At 69.0% G+C, this 16,528-nt stretch carries 15 protein-coding genes; 10 read left to right on the forward strand and 5 right to left on the reverse strand.

What is annotated here, in order from left to right; all coding sequences use genetic code 11:
• The first annotated feature begins 3 nt into the window (after positions 1-3).
• From AC3WMR_RS06820 to AC3WMR_RS06865, 10 genes are all read left to right on the forward strand, one after another.
• Positions 4-924, forward strand: a complete 921-nt coding sequence (locus tag AC3WMR_RS06820) for a bifunctional enoyl-CoA hydratase/phosphate acetyltransferase (RefSeq protein WP_492263673.1) — start codon at positions 4-6, stop codon at positions 922-924.
• 127 nt (positions 925-1,051) lie between these two features.
• Positions 1,052-2,629, forward strand: coding sequence for an ABC transporter substrate-binding protein (locus AC3WMR_RS06825; RefSeq protein ID WP_492263672.1), 1,578 nt, complete (start codon positions 1,052-1,054; stop codon positions 2,627-2,629).
• 12 nt (positions 2,630-2,641) lie between these two features.
• Positions 2,642-3,610: an ABC transporter permease gene (locus AC3WMR_RS06830; protein ID WP_175194227.1), complete on the forward strand. Its 969-nt coding sequence runs from the start codon at positions 2,642-2,644 to the stop codon at positions 3,608-3,610.
• On the forward strand, positions 3,607-4,512 hold the full coding sequence (locus AC3WMR_RS06835) for an ABC transporter permease (protein ID WP_492263671.1): 906 nt from the start codon (positions 3,607-3,609) through the stop codon (positions 4,510-4,512). Before AC3WMR_RS06830 ends, AC3WMR_RS06835 begins: the two co-directional genes overlap by 4 nt.
• Positions 4,509-5,507 (forward strand): ABC transporter ATP-binding protein, encoded by a 999-nt coding sequence (locus tag AC3WMR_RS06840; RefSeq protein ID WP_492263670.1) that lies wholly within the window; start codon positions 4,509-4,511, stop codon positions 5,505-5,507. Before AC3WMR_RS06835 ends, AC3WMR_RS06840 begins: the two co-directional genes overlap by 4 nt.
• Positions 5,504-6,511, forward strand: a complete 1,008-nt coding sequence (locus AC3WMR_RS06845; protein ID WP_492263669.1) for an ABC transporter ATP-binding protein — start codon at positions 5,504-5,506, stop codon at positions 6,509-6,511. The genes AC3WMR_RS06840 and AC3WMR_RS06845 overlap by 4 nt, the downstream gene beginning before the upstream one ends.
• A 25-nt stretch (positions 6,512-6,536) precedes the next feature.
• Positions 6,537-8,189: an amidohydrolase gene (locus AC3WMR_RS06850; RefSeq protein ID WP_492263668.1), complete on the forward strand. Its 1,653-nt coding sequence runs from the start codon at positions 6,537-6,539 to the stop codon at positions 8,187-8,189.
• Between the two features lies 1 nt (position 8,190).
• Positions 8,191-9,159: a CobW family GTP-binding protein gene (locus AC3WMR_RS06855; protein WP_492263667.1), complete on the forward strand. Its 969-nt coding sequence runs from the start codon at positions 8,191-8,193 to the stop codon at positions 9,157-9,159.
• A 164-nt stretch (positions 9,160-9,323) separates the two neighbouring features.
• Positions 9,324-9,716, forward strand: a complete 393-nt coding sequence (locus AC3WMR_RS06860) for a nuclear transport factor 2 family protein (protein ID WP_492263666.1) — start codon at positions 9,324-9,326, stop codon at positions 9,714-9,716.
• 63 nt (positions 9,717-9,779) lie between these two features.
• Entirely contained in the window at positions 9,780-11,186 is a 1,407-nt protein-coding gene (locus AC3WMR_RS06865) for an NAD(P)/FAD-dependent oxidoreductase (RefSeq protein WP_492263665.1), read from the forward strand.
• Positions 11,187-11,247: 61 nt separating this feature from the next.
• Here the strand turns inward: AC3WMR_RS06865 and pdxR are convergent, their stop codons facing one another.
• From pdxR to folE, 5 genes are all read right to left on the reverse strand, one after another.
• Positions 11,248-12,771 (reverse strand): MocR-like pyridoxine biosynthesis transcription factor PdxR, encoded by a 1,524-nt coding sequence (gene pdxR, locus AC3WMR_RS06870; protein WP_492263664.1) that lies wholly within the window; start codon positions 12,769-12,771, stop codon positions 11,248-11,250.
• Positions 12,772-12,953: 182 nt separating this feature from the next.
• A complete protein-coding gene (locus tag AC3WMR_RS06875) occupies positions 12,954-13,781 on the reverse strand; it encodes an ABC transporter permease subunit (RefSeq protein ID WP_492263663.1) in 828 nt (275 codons plus the stop codon).
• A complete protein-coding gene (locus tag AC3WMR_RS06880) occupies positions 13,774-14,610 on the reverse strand; it encodes a taurine ABC transporter ATP-binding protein (protein WP_492263662.1) in 837 nt (278 codons plus the stop codon). Before AC3WMR_RS06880 ends, AC3WMR_RS06875 begins: the two co-directional genes overlap by 8 nt.
• Before the next feature lie 82 nt (positions 14,611-14,692).
• Positions 14,693-15,721 (reverse strand): taurine ABC transporter substrate-binding protein, encoded by a 1,029-nt coding sequence (gene tauA / locus AC3WMR_RS06885; protein WP_492263661.1) that lies wholly within the window; start codon positions 15,719-15,721, stop codon positions 14,693-14,695.
• A 220-nt stretch (positions 15,722-15,941) separates the two neighbouring features.
• On the reverse strand, positions 15,942-16,487 hold the full coding sequence (folE, locus tag AC3WMR_RS06890; protein WP_025137675.1) for a GTP cyclohydrolase I FolE: 546 nt from the start codon (positions 16,485-16,487) through the stop codon (positions 15,942-15,944).
• Positions 16,488-16,528: the final 41 nt, after the last annotated feature.

Here is a 16,528-nt window from a genome sequence, read left to right on the forward strand (position 1 = left end):
AGCATGGCCGCCGACCGCTTGTTCGAGCCGCTGCGGGCCGCGGCGCTGTCGGCCGGGCGGGTGCGCACGGCGGTGGCCTATCCGCTGTGCGCGGCCAGCCTGGGCGCGGCGGTGCAGGCGCAAGAAGCCGGCTACATCGAGCCGTTGCTGGTCGGGCCGGCGGCCCGGCTGGCCGCGCTGATAGCCGACATGGGCCTGCGCGCCGGCTCGCTGGAAATCATCGATACGCCCGATGACGAACGCCAGGCGGCCGCGGTGGCGGCGGCGCTGGCGCGCGACGGCAAGGCCGGCATGTTGATGAAGGGCAGCCTGCACACCGACCACTTCATGTCGGCGGTGGTGGCGCGCGAGTCCGGCCTGCGCACCGGCCGGCGCATCAGCCATGCCTTTGTCATGTCGGTGGCGGCGTACGCCAAGCTTTTCATCCTGACGGACGCCGCCGTCAACATCGCGCCCACGCTGGCGGAAAAGGCCGACATCGCCCAGAATGCCATCGACCTGGCACGCGCCCTGGGGGTGGCGCGGCCCAAGGTGGCGGTGTTGTGCGCCACCGAATCCGTCAACCCCGCCATGCCCGCCACGCTGGATGCGGCGGCGCTGTCCAAGATGGCCGACCGCCAGCAGATTCGCGGCGGCGAGATCGACGGCCCCTTGGCGTTCGACAACGCCATCTCGCGGCTGGCGGCCGAGCAGAAGGGCATCGTGTCGCCGGTGGCGGGCGATGCCGACATCCTGCTGGTGCCCGACATCGAGGCGGGCAACATGCTCTACAAGGAACTGACCTGGCTGGCCGGCGCCGGCACGGCCGGGCTGGTGCTGGGCACGCGCGTGCCGGTGCTGTTGACCAGCCGCTCGGATTCCGTCGAGGCCCGCGTCAACAGTTGCGCGGTGGCCGTGCTGCATGCCCGTGCGCTGGCGGGTTGAGGGCGGCGCTGGCCTGCCCCTGGCACCAACGAGTCCACCGGTTTGGTACTAAGGTCAGGTCCTGGGGTTGACTAGGCTAACGCCAAGGCCGCTTCTCAACGGCCAGCTCAAAACCAGGGGGTGAAAGATGCGCAGCGCACGATGGGGTTTGGCCACGGTCATGACGGCACTGGCGTTGCTGTCCGGCGCACAGGCCGCCGATGCGCCCAAGCCGGGCGGCACGTTGGTCATCGGCTCGACGCAGGTGCCGCGGCACTTGAATGGCGCGGTGCAATCGGGCATCGCCACCGCGCTGCCCAGCGCCCAGCTGTTCGCCAGCCCCTTGCGCTACGACGCCGACTGGAAGCCGCAGCCCTACCTGGCGCAGTCGTGGGAACTGGCGCCCGATGCCAAGTCGCTGACGCTGCACCTGCGCCACGACGCGGTGTTCCATGACGGCCAGCCGGTGACGTCCGCGGACGTGGCGTTCTCGGTCATGGCGGTCAAGCAGAACCATCCGTTCCAGAGCATGTTCGCGCCCGTCGAAAGCGTGGACACGCCCGACCCCTACACGGCCGTGCTGCGCATGAGCCAGCCGCACCCGGCGATTCTGCTGGCGCTGTCGCCGGCCCTGATGCCGGTGCTGCCCAAGCACATCTATGGCGATGGGCAGGACCTGAAGAACCATCCGCGCAATTCCGCCGACGTGGTCGGGTCGGGCCCGTTCAAGCTGAAGGAATTCAAGCCCGGGCAGGAGATCGTGCTGGAACGCTTCGACAAGTTCTTCCTGCCAGGCAAGCCGTACCTGGATCGCGTGGTGGTCAAGATCAACCCCGACGCCACCAACCTGCTGATCGGGCTGGAACGCGGCGAGGTCGGCGCGTTGCCGTTCATGTCCGAACCCACCATTTTGCGGCGCGCCAAGGACAACCCGGGCATCACGATGAGCAGCCGCGGCTACGAAGGCATTGGCGCGCTCAGCTGGCTGGCGTTCAACACGGCGCGCAAGCCGCTGGACGACGTGCGGGTGCGGCAGGCCATTGCCTACGCCATCGACAAGAACTTCATCACCAAGGCCCTGAACGCCGGCTTCGCCAAGCCGGCGGACGGCCCGATCGTGGCCTCCAGCCCGTTCGCCACGCAGGACCTGAAGAAGTATCCGCTGGACCTGAAAAAGGCCGAGCAGCTGCTGGACGAGGCCGGCTTCAAGAAAGACGGCAAGGGCGAACGCCTGTCGCTGACGGTGGACTACATGCCGGGCAGCGATGTGCAGGGCAAGAACGTGGCCGAATACCTGCGCAGCCAGTTGAAGAAGGTGGGCGTGACCGTACAGGTGCGCGCGTCGCCGGATTTTCCGACCTGGGCCAAGCGCATCGCCAGCCATGACTTCGACATGACCACCGACATCGTCTTCAACTGGGGCGATCCAGTGATCGGCGTGCACCGCACCTACCTGTCCAGCAATATCCGCGACATCATCTGGACCAACACGCAGTCATACAAGAATGCCAAGGTCGACGCCGTGCTGGCGCAGGCCGGCACCGAAACCGACGAGGCCAGGCGCCGCGCGCTGTATGCCGAATTCCAGCAGCAGGTCACCGCAGACCTGCCGATCGACTTCCTCACCGTCATTCCCTACCACACGCTGTCGTCCAGGAAGGTGCATGGCCTGCCCGAAGGTATCTGGGGCGTGCTGTCGCCGCTGGACGACACCTGGCTGCAATAGCGGGGGGCCGACATGCTGCGATATCTCTCGCGTCGTCTCGCCTATGCCGTGCTGCTGTTGCTGGCGGTGGTGACGCTGAACTTCCTGTTGATCCACATCTCGCCGGGCGATCCGGTGGAAACCATCGCCGGGTCCATGGGCGGCATCAGCGAGGAACTGCGCGCGCAGTTGCGCACCCAGTACGGGCTGGACCGACCCTTCCTGGCGCAACTGGGCCTGTACCTGTCGCACGTCGTGCGGGGCGACCTGGGCTACTCCTACTTCTTCAATCTGCCCGTGGCCCAGCTGATCTGGGAACGCGTGCCGGCCACGCTGCTGCTGGTGGTGACGTCGGTGGCCAGCGCGTTCGTGGCGGGCACGCTGCTGGGCACGCTGGCCGCGCGCAAGCCCAACGGGCCGCTGTCGCAGGGCATCACGCTGCTGTCCATCGTGGGCTATTCCGCGCCGGTGTTCTGGACCGGCATCATCCTCATCATTCTGTTCGCCTCGGCGCTGCCGTGGTTTCCGGTGTCCGACATGCGCTCGGCGGGCGGGCCCGACGGCGGTTGGGCTGGCGCGCTGGACGTGCTGCACCACCTGGTGCTGCCGGCCTTCACGCTGGCCTTCGTGTACCTGGCGCAATACAGCCGGCTGGCGCGGGCCAGCGTGATGGACGCGCTGTCGGCCGACTACATCCGCACGGCCCGCGCCAAGGGCCTGCCCGAGCGCACGGTGCTGTATAAACACGCGCTGCGCAACGGCGTGCTGCCGGTGGTGACCATGCTGGGGTTGCAGTTCGGCAACGTGCTGGCCGGCGCCATTCTCGTGGAAACGGTATTCAACTGGCCCGGACTGGGCCGCCTGGCCTTCGATTCCGTGCTGCGGCGCGACTATCCGACCTTGCTCGGCATTCTGCTCTTCGCCTCGTTGCTGGTGGTGGTGATGAACCAGCTGACCGACCTGGCCTACCGGCTGATCGACCCCAGGATCAAAACCTCATGAGCCAAGCCCCTCTTGCCGTCCCCGCCCACGCCACCTCGGCCGCCATGCCGCGCCAGGCCCCGCCGCGGCCCTCGTACGAAGCGCTGCGGGTATTCGCGCGCAATCCGGGCGCCATGCTCGGCGTGCTGCTGCTGGCCGCCATCCTGGCAGTGACCCTGTTCGGGCCGGCGTGGATGCAGGCAGACCCGTTCGAGATCGTCAGCGCACCCATGGACCCGCCGGGCGGCGAGCGGTGGCTGGGGTCCGACTACCTGGGCCGCGACGTGCTGGCCGGCATGGTCTATGGCGGCCGCGCCACCTTGCTGGTCGGCGTGGTGGCGGCGGTGCTGTCCATGGCCATCGGCGTGACCGTCGGCGCGCTGGCCGGCTACTACGGCGGCTGGGTCGATGAAACGCTGATGCGCATCACGGAATTCTTCCAGGTGCTGCCGGCGCTGCTGTTCGCCATGGTGCTGGTGACCCTGTTCAGCCCGTCGCTGGCGACCATCGCGGTGGCCATCGGCGTGGTCAGCTGGACCGGCACCGCACGGCTGGCGCGCGGCGAATTCCTGCGGCTCAAGCGGCGCGAATACGTGCTGGCCGAAAGGGTGATCGGCGCCAGCAACGCACGCATTATCTGGCGCGTGATTCTGCCCAACGCACTGGCGCCGCTGATCGTATCGGCCACGCTGGCCATCGGCACCGCGATCCTGTTCGAGGCCGGCCTGTCGTTCCTGGGGCTGGGCGACCCCAACGTCATGAGCTGGGGCCTGATGATCGGCAGCAACCGGCCGTACATCCTGGCGGCCTGGTGGGCGGTGACGCTGCCGGGTGCGGCCATCTTCGTGACGGTGCTGGCGGTCAGCCTGATCGGCGACGGCCTGAACGACGCGCTCAATCCGAATTCGCGGGGGCGGGCATGAACGCCGCCGATCAACTGCCCGTGCTGCAGGTGGACGGCCTGAGCCTGGAATTTCGCACCCGCGGCCGCACGGCCGAAGTGCTCAGCGGCGTCAGTTTCGACCTGTGGCCCGGCGAAACCCTGTGCCTGGTGGGCGAATCCGGCTGCGGCAAGAGCATGACGGCGCTGGCCATCATGCGGCTGATTCCGCCGCTGGCGCGCATCGGCGCCGGCCACGTGCGGCTGCGCGGCGCCGACCTGGCCTCGTATGGCGACGAGGCCATGCGGCGGGTGCGGGGCAACGATATTTCGATGATCTTCCAGGAACCGATGACGGCGCTGAACCCCGTCTACACGGTGGGCGACCAGATCGCCGAGCCGCTGCGCCAGCATCAGGGGCTGGGCCGCGCCGAGGCCCGCGAACGCGCCATCGGCATGCTGCGGTCGGTGGGCATTCCGTTGCCCGAGCGGCGGGTGGACGACTACCCGCACCAGCTGTCCGGCGGCATGCGGCAACGGGTGATGATCGCCATCGCCCTGGCGTGCGACCCTGAAGTGCTGATCGCCGACGAACCCACTACCGCGCTGGACGTCACCGTGCAGGCGCAGATCTTCGACCTGTTGCGCGAACAGCAGGCGCGGCGCGGCACCGCGGTGTTGATGATCACGCACGACATGGGGGCGGTGTCCGAGATGGCCGACCGCGTGGCGGTGATGTATGGCGGGCGGCTGGTGGAGCAGGGCGACGTGGGCCAGATCCTGGCGCAGCCGCGCCACCCGTATACGCAGGGGCTGATCGCCTGCCTGCCCGAACTGGACCGCACGCCCAGCGCGCATCGGCCCGACCTGCCGGAGATTCCCGGCGTGGTGCCGTCGGTGTGGGAACGCGGCGAAGGCTGCCCCTTCCAGGACCGTTGCAACCGTGCGCTGGCGCGTTGTCGCAATGAATTTCCGCCCATGGCCGCCGTGGGCGACGGCCATGCGGTGGCCTGTTGGCTCTATCCGGAGGCCGCATGACGTTGCCGCCGCAATCTTCCCCCTTGCTGTCGGTGCGCGACCTGGCCGTGCACTTTCCCATCGGCGGCCAGGCCGTGGTGCGCGCGGTGGACGGCGTGTCGTTCGATCTGGCGCGCGGCCGCACGCTGGCGATCGTGGGCGAATCGGGGTCGGGCAAGACCACCACGGCGCTGTCGGTGCTGCGGCTGGCAGACCCCACCGGCGGGCGCATCGAATTCGACGGCACCGACCTGACAGCGCTGCGCGGTACGGCGCTGCGGCGCATGCGGCGGCGCCTGCAACTGGTGTTCCAGGACCCGTATTCGTCGTTGAATCCGCGCCAGCGCGCCGGCGACATCGTGCGTGCGCCGCTGGACCTGATGCACATCGACCCGCCCGGCGGCCGCGAGGCGCGGGTGGCGCTGATGTTCGAACTGGTCGGCCTGCGGCCCGAGCAGCGCCAGCTGTATCCGCACCAGTTCTCGGGCGGCCAGCGCCAGCGGCTGAACATCGCGCGGGCGCTGGCCAGCGCGCCGGACCTGATCGTGTGCGACGAGCCGGTGTCGGCGCTGGACATCGCCATCCGCGCGCAGATCCTCAATCTGCTGCGCCGCATCCAGCGCGAACAGTCGCAGTCGTTCCTGTTCATCTCGCACGACATGGCGGTGGTGGAACACGTCTGCGACGACATCGCCGTGATGTACCTGGGCAAGATCATCGAGCGGGCAACGCGGCAGGCGTTCTTCTCGCGGCCGCTGCACCCGTACAGCGTGGCACTGATGTCGGCCGTGCCCACCGTGAAGGGCGGGCGCGAGGCGGCGGCGCGCCGGGTGCGGCTGACGGGCGATCCGCCCAGCCCGGTGAACCCGCCGCCCGGCTGCCGCTTCGCGGGGCGGTGCCCGGTGGCGCAGCCTTTGTGCGCGGCCCAGGAGCCGCCGCTGCGCGAGGCCGCGCCCGGCCACCACGTGGCCTGCCATTTCGTCGAATCCCGTCACGGCGCCGCCGTCTCGCCGCTGCAGGCGTGAAGCCGCCCCAACCGAAGGAGTCCCGATGTCCGTTGCCCCCCGCACCACGATCTATTCCGCCCGCAGCATCCTGACCATGAATCCGGCCCAGCCGCGCGCGACGCACGTCGCGGTGCGCGAGGGCCGCATTCTGGGCGTGGGCAACCTGGACGACCTGACAGGCTGGGGGCCGGCCGACCTGGACGAGCGCTACGCCGGCCAGGTGCTGATGCCGGGGCTGGTGGAAGGGCATTGCCATCTGCCGGAAGGCGGCATGTGGAAGTTTGCCTATGTGGGTTTCTACGACCGCCGCGGGCCGGATGGCCGCCTGTGGCCGGGCCTGAAGAGCTTTGACGCCGTGGCGGCCCGCCTGCGCGAATTCGGCCAGGGCCTGGCAGCTGGCGAAACCCTGATCGGCTGGGGCTTTGACCCGATCTTCTTCGGCGGTCAGCGCATGAGCGTGCGCGACCTGGACGCCGTGTCGGCCGAACGGTCGGTGGTGGTGATGCACGCCAGCATGCACCTGATGAACGTGAACACGCCGATGCTGGCACGGGCCGGCATCGACCGCGATACCGACATCGAAGGCATCAGCCGGTTCGACGACGGTCGCCCCAACGGCGAACTGTGCGAATTCGCCGCCATGTTCCCGGTGATGCGCCTGATCGGCAGCCCGTTCCGCACGGTGGGCTTGTCGGAAGACGGCCTGCGGCTGTTCGGCCAGGTCGCGCAATGGGCCGGCGTGACCACCGCGACCGACCTGGTCAACGAGCTGGGCGACGACGGCCTGGCCACCTTGGCGCGGGTCACGGCCGAGCCGGACTATCCGGTGCGGATCGTGCCGGCGGCTTCGGCGCTGGCCTTCGCGGGCGACCCGGCGGCCTGCCTGGCGCGGCTGGAAACCGCGCGCCGCCTGAACCACGGCAAGCTGCACCTGGGCATGGTCAAACTGGTGGTGGACGGGTCCATCCAGGGCTTCACGGCGCGGCTGCGCTGGCCGGGGTACTACAACGGCGCGGCCAACGGCATCTGGGTGATCGCGCCGGCCGAGCTGGATGCGCTGGTGCAGGCCTATCACGAGGCCGGCGTGCAGCTGCATATCCACACCAATGGCGACGAGGCCACCGAACGCGCCATCGACGCCATCGACCGCGCGCTGCGCCGCAGCCCGCGGCCGGATCACCGCCACACCTTGCAGCACTGCCAGATGGCGGACGCCGCGCAGTTCCGGCGCATGGCCAGCCTGGGGCTGTGCGTCAACCTGTTCGCCAACCACATCTTCTACTGGGGCGACGCCCACCACGCGCTGACCATGGGCCCGGACCGCGCCAATCGCATGGATGCCTGCGCGTCGGCGATGCGCGCCGGGGTGCCGTTCGGCATCCATTCCGACGCGCCCATCACGCCGCTCGGGCCGCTGTTCACCGCCTGGTGCGCCGTCAATCGCCAGACCGCGTCGGGCCGGGTGCTGGGCGAATCCGAACGCATCAGCGTCGACGCGGCATTGCACGCCATCACGCTGGGCGCCGCCTACACGCTGCACCTGGATCACCTGGTCGGGTCCATCGAAGTGGGCAAACAGGCCGACTTCTGCGCGTTGCAGGACGATCCGCTGACCGCGCCGCCCGAAGGCCTGAAGGACATTGCCGTGCTGGGCACGATGCTTGGCGGCCGTGCCCTGGCGCGCCAGGGCGCCTGACATGGGGCGCATTCCCCTGACGGTCGTGGGCGGCTTCCTGGGCGCGGGCAAGACGACGTTGTTGAACCACGTGCTGACCGGCAGCCCGCGCCGGGCGGCGGTACTGGTCAATGATTTCGGGCCGGTCGATATCGACGCGGGCCTGATCGCCGAGCGCGCCGACAGCGTGATCCGGCTGGCCAACGGCTGTGTCTGCTGTTCCATGGCCGGCGGACTGGACGAGGCGTTGGCGCGGGTGCTGGCCTTGCAGCCGGCGCCGCAGTGGATCGTCATTGAAGCCAGCGGCGTGTCCGACCCGGGCCGTATCGCGCAGGTTGGGATGGCGGACCCGCTCTTGCAGCTGGAAGGCGTGGTGGTGCTGGTGGATGCGGGCGCCATCCGCGAGACCGCCGCCGATCCGCTGCTGGCCGATACCGTGATGCGGCAGTTGCGCGCGGCCGACCTGCTGGTGCTGAACAAGACGGACCTGGTGGCGCCCGGCGAGGCGGCGGCGCTGCGGGCCTGGCTGGGCGAGCAATCGGGCGGCGCGCCGATCGTGGCCGCGCGGGAAGGGCGGGTCGATCTGAGCGCACTGGGAGCCGTGGGTTGCACCCAGGGCGTTTGCACCCATGACGCCTGTGGCCCGCACTGCCACGACGCGTCGCATCACCACGATGACGGCCCCCGCCCCGATGACGACCCCGCGCATCCCTTTCAAAGCTGGCTGTGGCCGGCGCCGGACCTGTTGCATGCCGACCGGCTGGCCAGCAGCCTGCGGCAGCTGCCCCGGCATTGGCTGCGCGCCAAAGGCTGGGTGCGCACCGAGCGCCATGGCTGGGTGCTGGTGCAGCTGGCGGGGCGCCGGGTGCGCTTTGACACGCAGGCGCCTCGCCCGGCCGAGATCGAGCAGCCGGCGCTGGTGTTCATCGGGCTGCGCGATGGGGCTGGCGGCGGCGAGGTGGCCGCGCATCTTTCGGCGGCTGCGGCGTGACGTTTGCGCCCGAAGTTGCCGGAGTTGCCCGCGTGGCGCCGCCATCACCGCCGTCTGGTGCAAGCGATTGGCCGCGTCTGGTTCTAGACCCTGCCAGACCCCGCGCGTACCTTGGGCTTGGCACGCGGGCGCATGTCGCGCCCGCGGATTCAGGAGGGTAGGCAATGCACCAGACCGTCACCGTGGACATGCTGGCCGAGTTCGCAGCCGCGTGGAACCGCCACGATATCGATGCCTTGATGTCTTTCATGAGCGACGACTGCGTCTTTGAAACCGTGGGCGGCCCCGAGCGTTGGGGCGCCCGCCATGCCGGCCGCGAGGCGGTGCGCGCGGCGTTCGAAGCGGCCTGGAAGAATTTCCCGGACGCGCAATGGAACAACGGCCGCCATTGGGTCGCGGGAGACCGGGGCGTGTCTGAATCCACCTTCACCGGCACCGCCGCCGACGGCTCTCGCATCGAGGCCGACATGGTCGACGTCTTCACCTTCCAGGGCGGCAAGATCCGCGTCAAGAACGCGTTCCGCAAGCAGCGCCCGAGCTTGCCGGCGCGCGGCTGACCTGTCGATTCCCCCGGCCGCCATCGCGCCCCGACCCCGCTCACCGCTACCGGACCCCGCCGCATGGATACCGCTATGCCTTTCGATCCCCCGGACGCCGCCAGCCCCGCCGCCAGCGCCTACAACCCCACCTACGATCCTCTGGTCTCGCCGCCGGGCCGCGGGCAGGATTACGCGCCGACCTACTGGGTCGCCACGGCCGGGCCGCCGCCGGCCGACGACGGGCCGGTGCAGGGCGACATCGATGCCGACGTGGTGGTGGTCGGGTCGGGCTTCACCGGTCTGTCCGCCGCGCTGGCGCTGGCGCGCGACTACGGCGTGAAAGCCGTGGTGCTGGAGGCCAACCGCGCGGTGTGGGGCTGCACCAGCCGCAACGGCGGGCAGGGCCAGAACGCATCGGGGCGGCTGTACCGGTCGCAGTGGATCGAACGCTGGGGCCTGCCCACCGCGCGCCGGCTGGACGCCGAGATCCGCGAGGGCTTCGAGTACTGGAAGAGCCTGGTGGACCAGGTCGAGTGCGACGCCCAGCCCGGCGGCCACCTGTACACTGCCCACCGCGAAAAGAAGATGGCGTTCCTGCGCAACGAGGCCCGCGTCATGCGCGAGCAGTTCGGCTACGACACGCGCATGCTGGACAAGGCCGCGCTGCGCGAACGCTATGTCGACGACCACGAGGCCGTGGGCGCCATGCACGAGCCGGACGGCGTGGGCGTGCATCCGCTGAAGCTGGCCTACGGCTACATGCGCCAGGCTCGGGCGCTGGGCGTGCGCATCCATCCGGGCAGCCCCGTGCTGGGCTGGACCGAAGAGGCCGGCGGCTACCGCCTGCAGACGCCGGGCGGCACGGTGCGCGCCAAGCGGGTGGCCTTCGCTACCGGCGGCTACACCGCGCAGGGGGTCAACGGCCTGCTCGACAACCGCATCATGCCGGTGCTGTCCAATTCCATGGTGACGCGGGTGCTGACGCCCGCCGAACGCGAGCGCGCCGGCCTGAAAAGCACGGTGTTCATCACCGACACGCGCACGCTGCGCTTCTACTACCGCCTGCTGCCGGACGGCCGCATGCAGATCGGCAGCCGCAGCGCGCTGCGCGGCGCCGACGCGCAGCACCCGCGCCACCTGGCGCTGCTGCGCAACGGCCTGGCGCGCAAGTTCCCGTCGCTGCGTGGGGTCGAGGTGGACTATTCCTGGTGGGGCTGGGTGGACGTCAGCCACGACATGATGCCGCGCATTACGCAGCCCGATCCGGCGCAGCGCGTGTACTACGCCTTTGGCTACGGCGGCAACGGCGTGGCGTTCTCGGCCCACGCCGGGCGCCGCCTGGCGCAGCGCATGATGGGGCAGGACGGCATCGCGTGGGACCTGCCGATCTACGATACGCCGCTGCCCGGGCACCTGTTCGCGCCGTTCCGCCGGCTGGGGCAGGCGCTGCTGTACCGCTGGTACTACCTGCGCGACGAGATGCTCTGATGCCAGGCGCAATGGCGCCGTTTAACGCGGACGGCGCCGGGCGCCTGCCCCGATGGCGCCGTCAGGCCGCTGCCCGCAGGCGGTAGCGGTGCACCACCTGCGCCAGCTTTTCAACCCCGGGCCCGATGTGCTCGGCGCGGATCGAGGTGAACCCCACCCGCAGGAAGTTGCGCGGGGCGTGGGCGCCGTCCATGAAGAACACATTGCCTGGCTCGACCACGACGCCCTCGGCCAGCGCCGCCTGCGACAGTTCGGTGGCGTCCAGCCAGGCCGGCCCCTGCAGCCAGCACGATGACGAGCCGGTGATGGGCACCGCCGTGAAGTCGGGCAGCCAGCGCGCCAGCGCCGCCGTCAATTCGGCGCCGCGCTGCTGATAGGCCTGCGATTGCCGGCGCAGCAGCGAATGGTGATGCCCCAGCGAGATGAACAGCGAGAACGCGCGCTGGATGTAGGCCGATGGATGGCGCAGCATCAGGCGGCGCAGGGCGCGCAGCTCGGCGGCCAGTTCGCGCGGGGCGACGATGTAGCCGATGCGCAGGCCCGGCGCGAACGATTTGGCCAGGCTGCCCACGTAGATCACGCGGCCATCGCGGTCCTGGCTTTTCAGCGCCGGGATCGCACCTTCGCCCCAGCGGCTTTCGCTTTCGAAGTCGTCTTCGATGATCAGGCTGTCGGCCTGGCGGGCCAGCGTCAGCAGGGTGTCGCGGCGCGCGGCCGACAGCGTGACGGTGGTGGGGCATTGGTGGCCCGGCGTCACGAAAATGTAGTCGCAGCCCAAGAGGTGCGTGCCCGTGCACAGGCCCTGGCCGTCCACCGGCAGCGGCAGCAGGTGGCGGGTGTGGCTGGCGAAGATGTTGCGCGCATCGGGGTAGCCTGGGTCTTCCATGCCCACCACCGTGTCTTCATTGACCAGCAGGTCGGCCAGCAGATACAGCGCGTGCTGCGCGCCCACGGTGATGACGATTTCCTCGGCGTCGGCCCACACCCCGCGGCGCGGCAGCACCTGCGTGCGGATCTGTTCGATCAGCGCCGGGTCGTCGTGGGTGATCAGGTCCGGCGCCCAGCTGCGGATGTCCAGCACCGACAGGGCCTTGATACAGCACTCGCGCCATTCTGCGGTGGGAAACAGGTCCTGGTCGAACTGGCCGTAGACGAAGGGGTAGGGCTGCTTCTGCCAGTCTTGCGGCTTGACGATATTGCGCTGGCGGCTCGGCCGAAACCGCAGCCGCTCGTCCCAGCAGACGGCGTCGGCCGCCACGTTCGAGGCGCAGGGGTCCGCGTGCTGCGCGGCGCGCCCTTGCAGCACGTCGGCGCTGACGAAGTGGCCGCTGCGCTCGCGTGATTCCAGGTAGCCCTCGCTGACCAGTTGCTGGTAGGCGAACACGACGGTGTTGCGGGCGATGCGCAGCTGGTCGGCCAGGTAGCGGCTGGACGGCACCGGCGCGCCCGGCGGCAGGTGGCCGCTGAGAATGGCCGACACCAGCATCTGCCGGACCCGGCCCTGCAGGCTGAGATTGGGCGCGCTTTCGCGTTCGAACAGGCGTTCCCACAACACAGGCTTGAGCATCGAGGCCTGGCTGGACATGGCGGCTCCTTGTAGTGGCGACGCGCCCCGGCCGTACCGGCGCGAGGCGCGCGGCAGGGCGGGGGGCTGAGTCCCAGAATAGAGGAGCGGATGGGGGGGCGGAATGCGGGAATGCCCTGCCGACGCGTCAAGGATGACAAATGGATGACGCATCGGCCAGAAAATGGAACGAGACCCTTCTTTCAGATGCGTCCCTTCCAGGGAATCGCGAATTTCTCCAGGTAGCGCACCAACAGGTCGAAGGCGAAGGCGAACACGCCGATCACGATGATGCCCATGATGACGGTGTCGCTGGCCAGGAACTGCGCGGCGTTCAGCACCATGAAGCCCAGCCCGCGGTCGGCGGCCACCATTTCAGCGGCCACCAGCGTGGTCCAGCCCACCCCGATGCCGATGCGCATGCCGGTGAAGATCTCGGGCATTGCCGCCTTCAGGATCACGTGCCAGACGATCTGCATCCTCGTGCCGCCCATGGCGTAGGCGGCGTGGATCTGCTCGATGGACACCGAGCGTACGCCCGCCCTGGCCGCAATCGCCATGGGCGCGAAGATGGCCAGGTAGATCAAGAGGATCTTGGGGAACTCGCCGATACCGAACCAGATGATGATGAGCGGCAGGTAGGCCAGGGGCGGCAATGGGCGGTAGAACTCGATGGGTGGGTCGAAGATGCCGCGGGCGTAGCGGTTCACGCCCATCAGGATGCCCACCGGTATGGCGGTGGCGCAGGCCAGGAAAAATGCCGAGAACACCCGCGTCAAGCTGGCCAGGGCGTGCTCGGCCAGGGTCGAGTTGGCCACGCCGTCGGTCATGGCGGACACGAATTTGCCGTACACCGCCTGCGGCGACGGCAGGAACAGCGGCTTGACCCAGCCCGCGTTGGTGGCCAGGAACCACAGGGCCAGCAGCGCGATGCTGGTCAACAGGCTGATGTGGCCGCTGTAGCCGGCCCCCGGCGCGCCATAGACCTTGCCCGGCGTGGCCGGCTGATGCCCCGAAGATCGGCTAGGCATGGACGGCCTGCGGGGCGGAGGCGGCAAGTTCGTCGCCGTAGATGATGCCGAGGACTTGTTCGCGCATGGCGATGAAGTCGGGACTTGATTTGATGCCGCGTCCATCGCGCGTCTCCAGGTAGCGCCGGTTGAAGTCCGGCTGGAAGGTGTGGGTGATGCGTCCCGGGCGCGGCGACATCACGATCAGCCGCGACCCCAGGAACAGCGCCTCTTCCACGCTATGGGTAATGAAGAAGAACATCTTGCCGGTCTGGCGCCAGATATCGAGCAGCAGCTCCTGGATGGTCTCGCGGGTCAGTGCGTCCAGGGCCGCCATGGGCTCGTCCATCAGCAGCATGGCAGGGTCGCAGGTCAGCGCCCGGGCGATGCCCACGCGCTGCTGCATGCCGCCGGACAGCTGGTAGATCATGTGGCGGTGAAAATCCGCAAGGCCCACCAGTTCGAGGTTGCGGCGGGCGCGGGCGCGGCGCGTTTCGCGGTCCACGCCCTGCAGCTTCAGGCCGAACTCGGTGTTTTCCAGCACGTTCAGCCAGGGCAGCAGGGCGTGCTTCTGGAACACCACGCCGCGGTCGGCGCCGGGGCCGGTGATGGGCCGCCCGCCCAGCGTGATCTCGCCGTCGGTGGGCGACAGGAATCCGGCCAAGAGGCTGAGCAGGGTGGTCTTGCCGCAACCGGACGCGCCCAGCGCCACGACGAATTCGCCGGGTTCGATGGTCAGGTTGACGTCTTGCAGCGCAATCACCGGACCGCTGTCGTGCAGCCCGGGGTAGGTGACGCTGACATGGTCCGCGCGCAGGGCTTGCGCGGCGGGTGGGGGGGCGTGGGACATGCGGGCTCCCTGGTTATTGAGGCGCCCGCGGCGAGGCGGGCGCCGGGGCGCGCTTGTCGGCGCGCCCGGTGGGCCTTGGCGGCTATTTGACGGCCGCCTTGGCGTACTGGTCCGTGACGTGGCTGCTGTAGTCGTCCAGGGCACGGTCGATCTGCTTCTGGTCTTTCAGGAACTTGGCGCTGGCCGCGAAGGCGCGCGCCGCGCCGGCCTCTTTGCCGCCGCCCAGCCATTCATTGGACGCCTGTTCCTGCGCGGTGGGGAAGGTCAGCAGCTTCAAGGCCGAGGCCACGTCGTCGGGCTTGCCGCCGATGAGCTTGACGATGCTTTTCACCGGCGCCGAGTCGGCCGTCCAGGCGGCGCTGTTGGCGCGGTAGTCGGCGTACGACTTGGCCAGCACGCCGGTGAAGGCGGCCATGAACTTCGGGTTCTTGGCGGCCCAGGCGCGGTCCACCACCAGGCCGTCGAAGGTCGGCACGCTGGCGCGGCCGATGGCCTCGGAATCGGCAATGACCTTGCCGGTCTTTTCGATTTCGGTCAGGGCGGGCGGCCAGACGTAGGCGGCGTCGATGTCGCCGCGTTGCCAGGCGGCCACGATCTGCGGCGGCTGCATGTTCAGGATGCGTACGTCGCGCGGGCTGATCTTCCAGACCTGTTCCAGGCCCACCAGCAGGTGAAAGTGCGAGGTCGACACGAACGGCGTGGCGACGCGCTTGCCCTTCAGGTCGGCGGTGCTGTTGATGCCCGAGCCGTTGCGCGCCACCAGGGCTTCCGATTTGCCGATGTTGTCCAGGATCCAGAACAGTTCCATGTCCACGCCGCGGGTGGCGGCGGACGTGATCCCGGTGGACCCCAATACGCCCACCGGCACGTTGCCGGAGGCCAGCGCGGTGGAAATGTCGCCGCCCGAAGTGAATTGGCGCCAGTCGACCTGGTAGCCCGCGTCTTTCAGGGCCTTGTCGAAACTGCCGTCGGCGATGGCGGCCAGGAACGGGCCGACGATCAGTTGGTACCCCACGGTCAGGCGGGTCTGGGCATAGGCGGGTGCGCTCAGCAGCGCGGCGGCCAGGCCGGCAAGGAGACAGCGGCGGATGAGGCGGTACATCGCGTTCATGATGATCTCCGATTGAGGATGGGCCGCGCCCCGACGCGACCGGCTTGTGCCGGTGCGGCCTGTGACGCCAGTTTGCCCGGATGGGATCGGAACGCTAGGACCAGATGCTCGGTTCGATAGGTGCCAATGTGAGGGCATCCCCCATCTGGCGGACGGCGCAAAGCAAACGGGCGGCGGGACCAAGAGGGTCCGGCCGCCCGTTTTGGGGAATCCGTCTGATTTAGCGAATCAGGCTGAGGAATTCGGCCCGGGTCGAGGGGTTTTCGTGGAATTCGCCCAGCATCACCGACGTGACCATGGACGAATTCTGCTTTTCGACGCCGCGCATCATCATGCACATGTGCTGGGCTTCGATCACCACGGCCACGCCGGCGGCGCCAGTGACCGACTGAACGGCCTCGGCCACCTGGCGGCTGAGGTTTTCCTGGATCTGCAGGCGGCGGGCGTACATTTCGACGATGCGCGCCACCTTGGACAGGCCCAGCACGCGGCCGTTGGGCAGGTAGGCCACGTGGGCCTTGCCGATGAAGGGCAGCATGTGGTGTTCACAGAGCGAATACAGCTCGATGTTCTTGACCAGCACGATCTCGCGGGTGTCGGACGTGAACAGCGCGCCGTTGACGATTTCGTCCAGGTTCTGGCCGTAGCCGCGGCACAGGTGGCGCATGGCCTTGGCCGCGCGGGCGGGCGTGTCGGCCAGCCCTTCGCGGGACGGATCTTCCCCCAGCGCTTCGAGAATGGCGGTGTAGTGTGTTTCCAATGACATGGGGAGGACTCCTGGGGCTGCGCGCCACTGATGGCGATTAA

The sequence above is a fragment of the Achromobacter sp. FW305-C-28 genome (assembly GCF_058783235.1).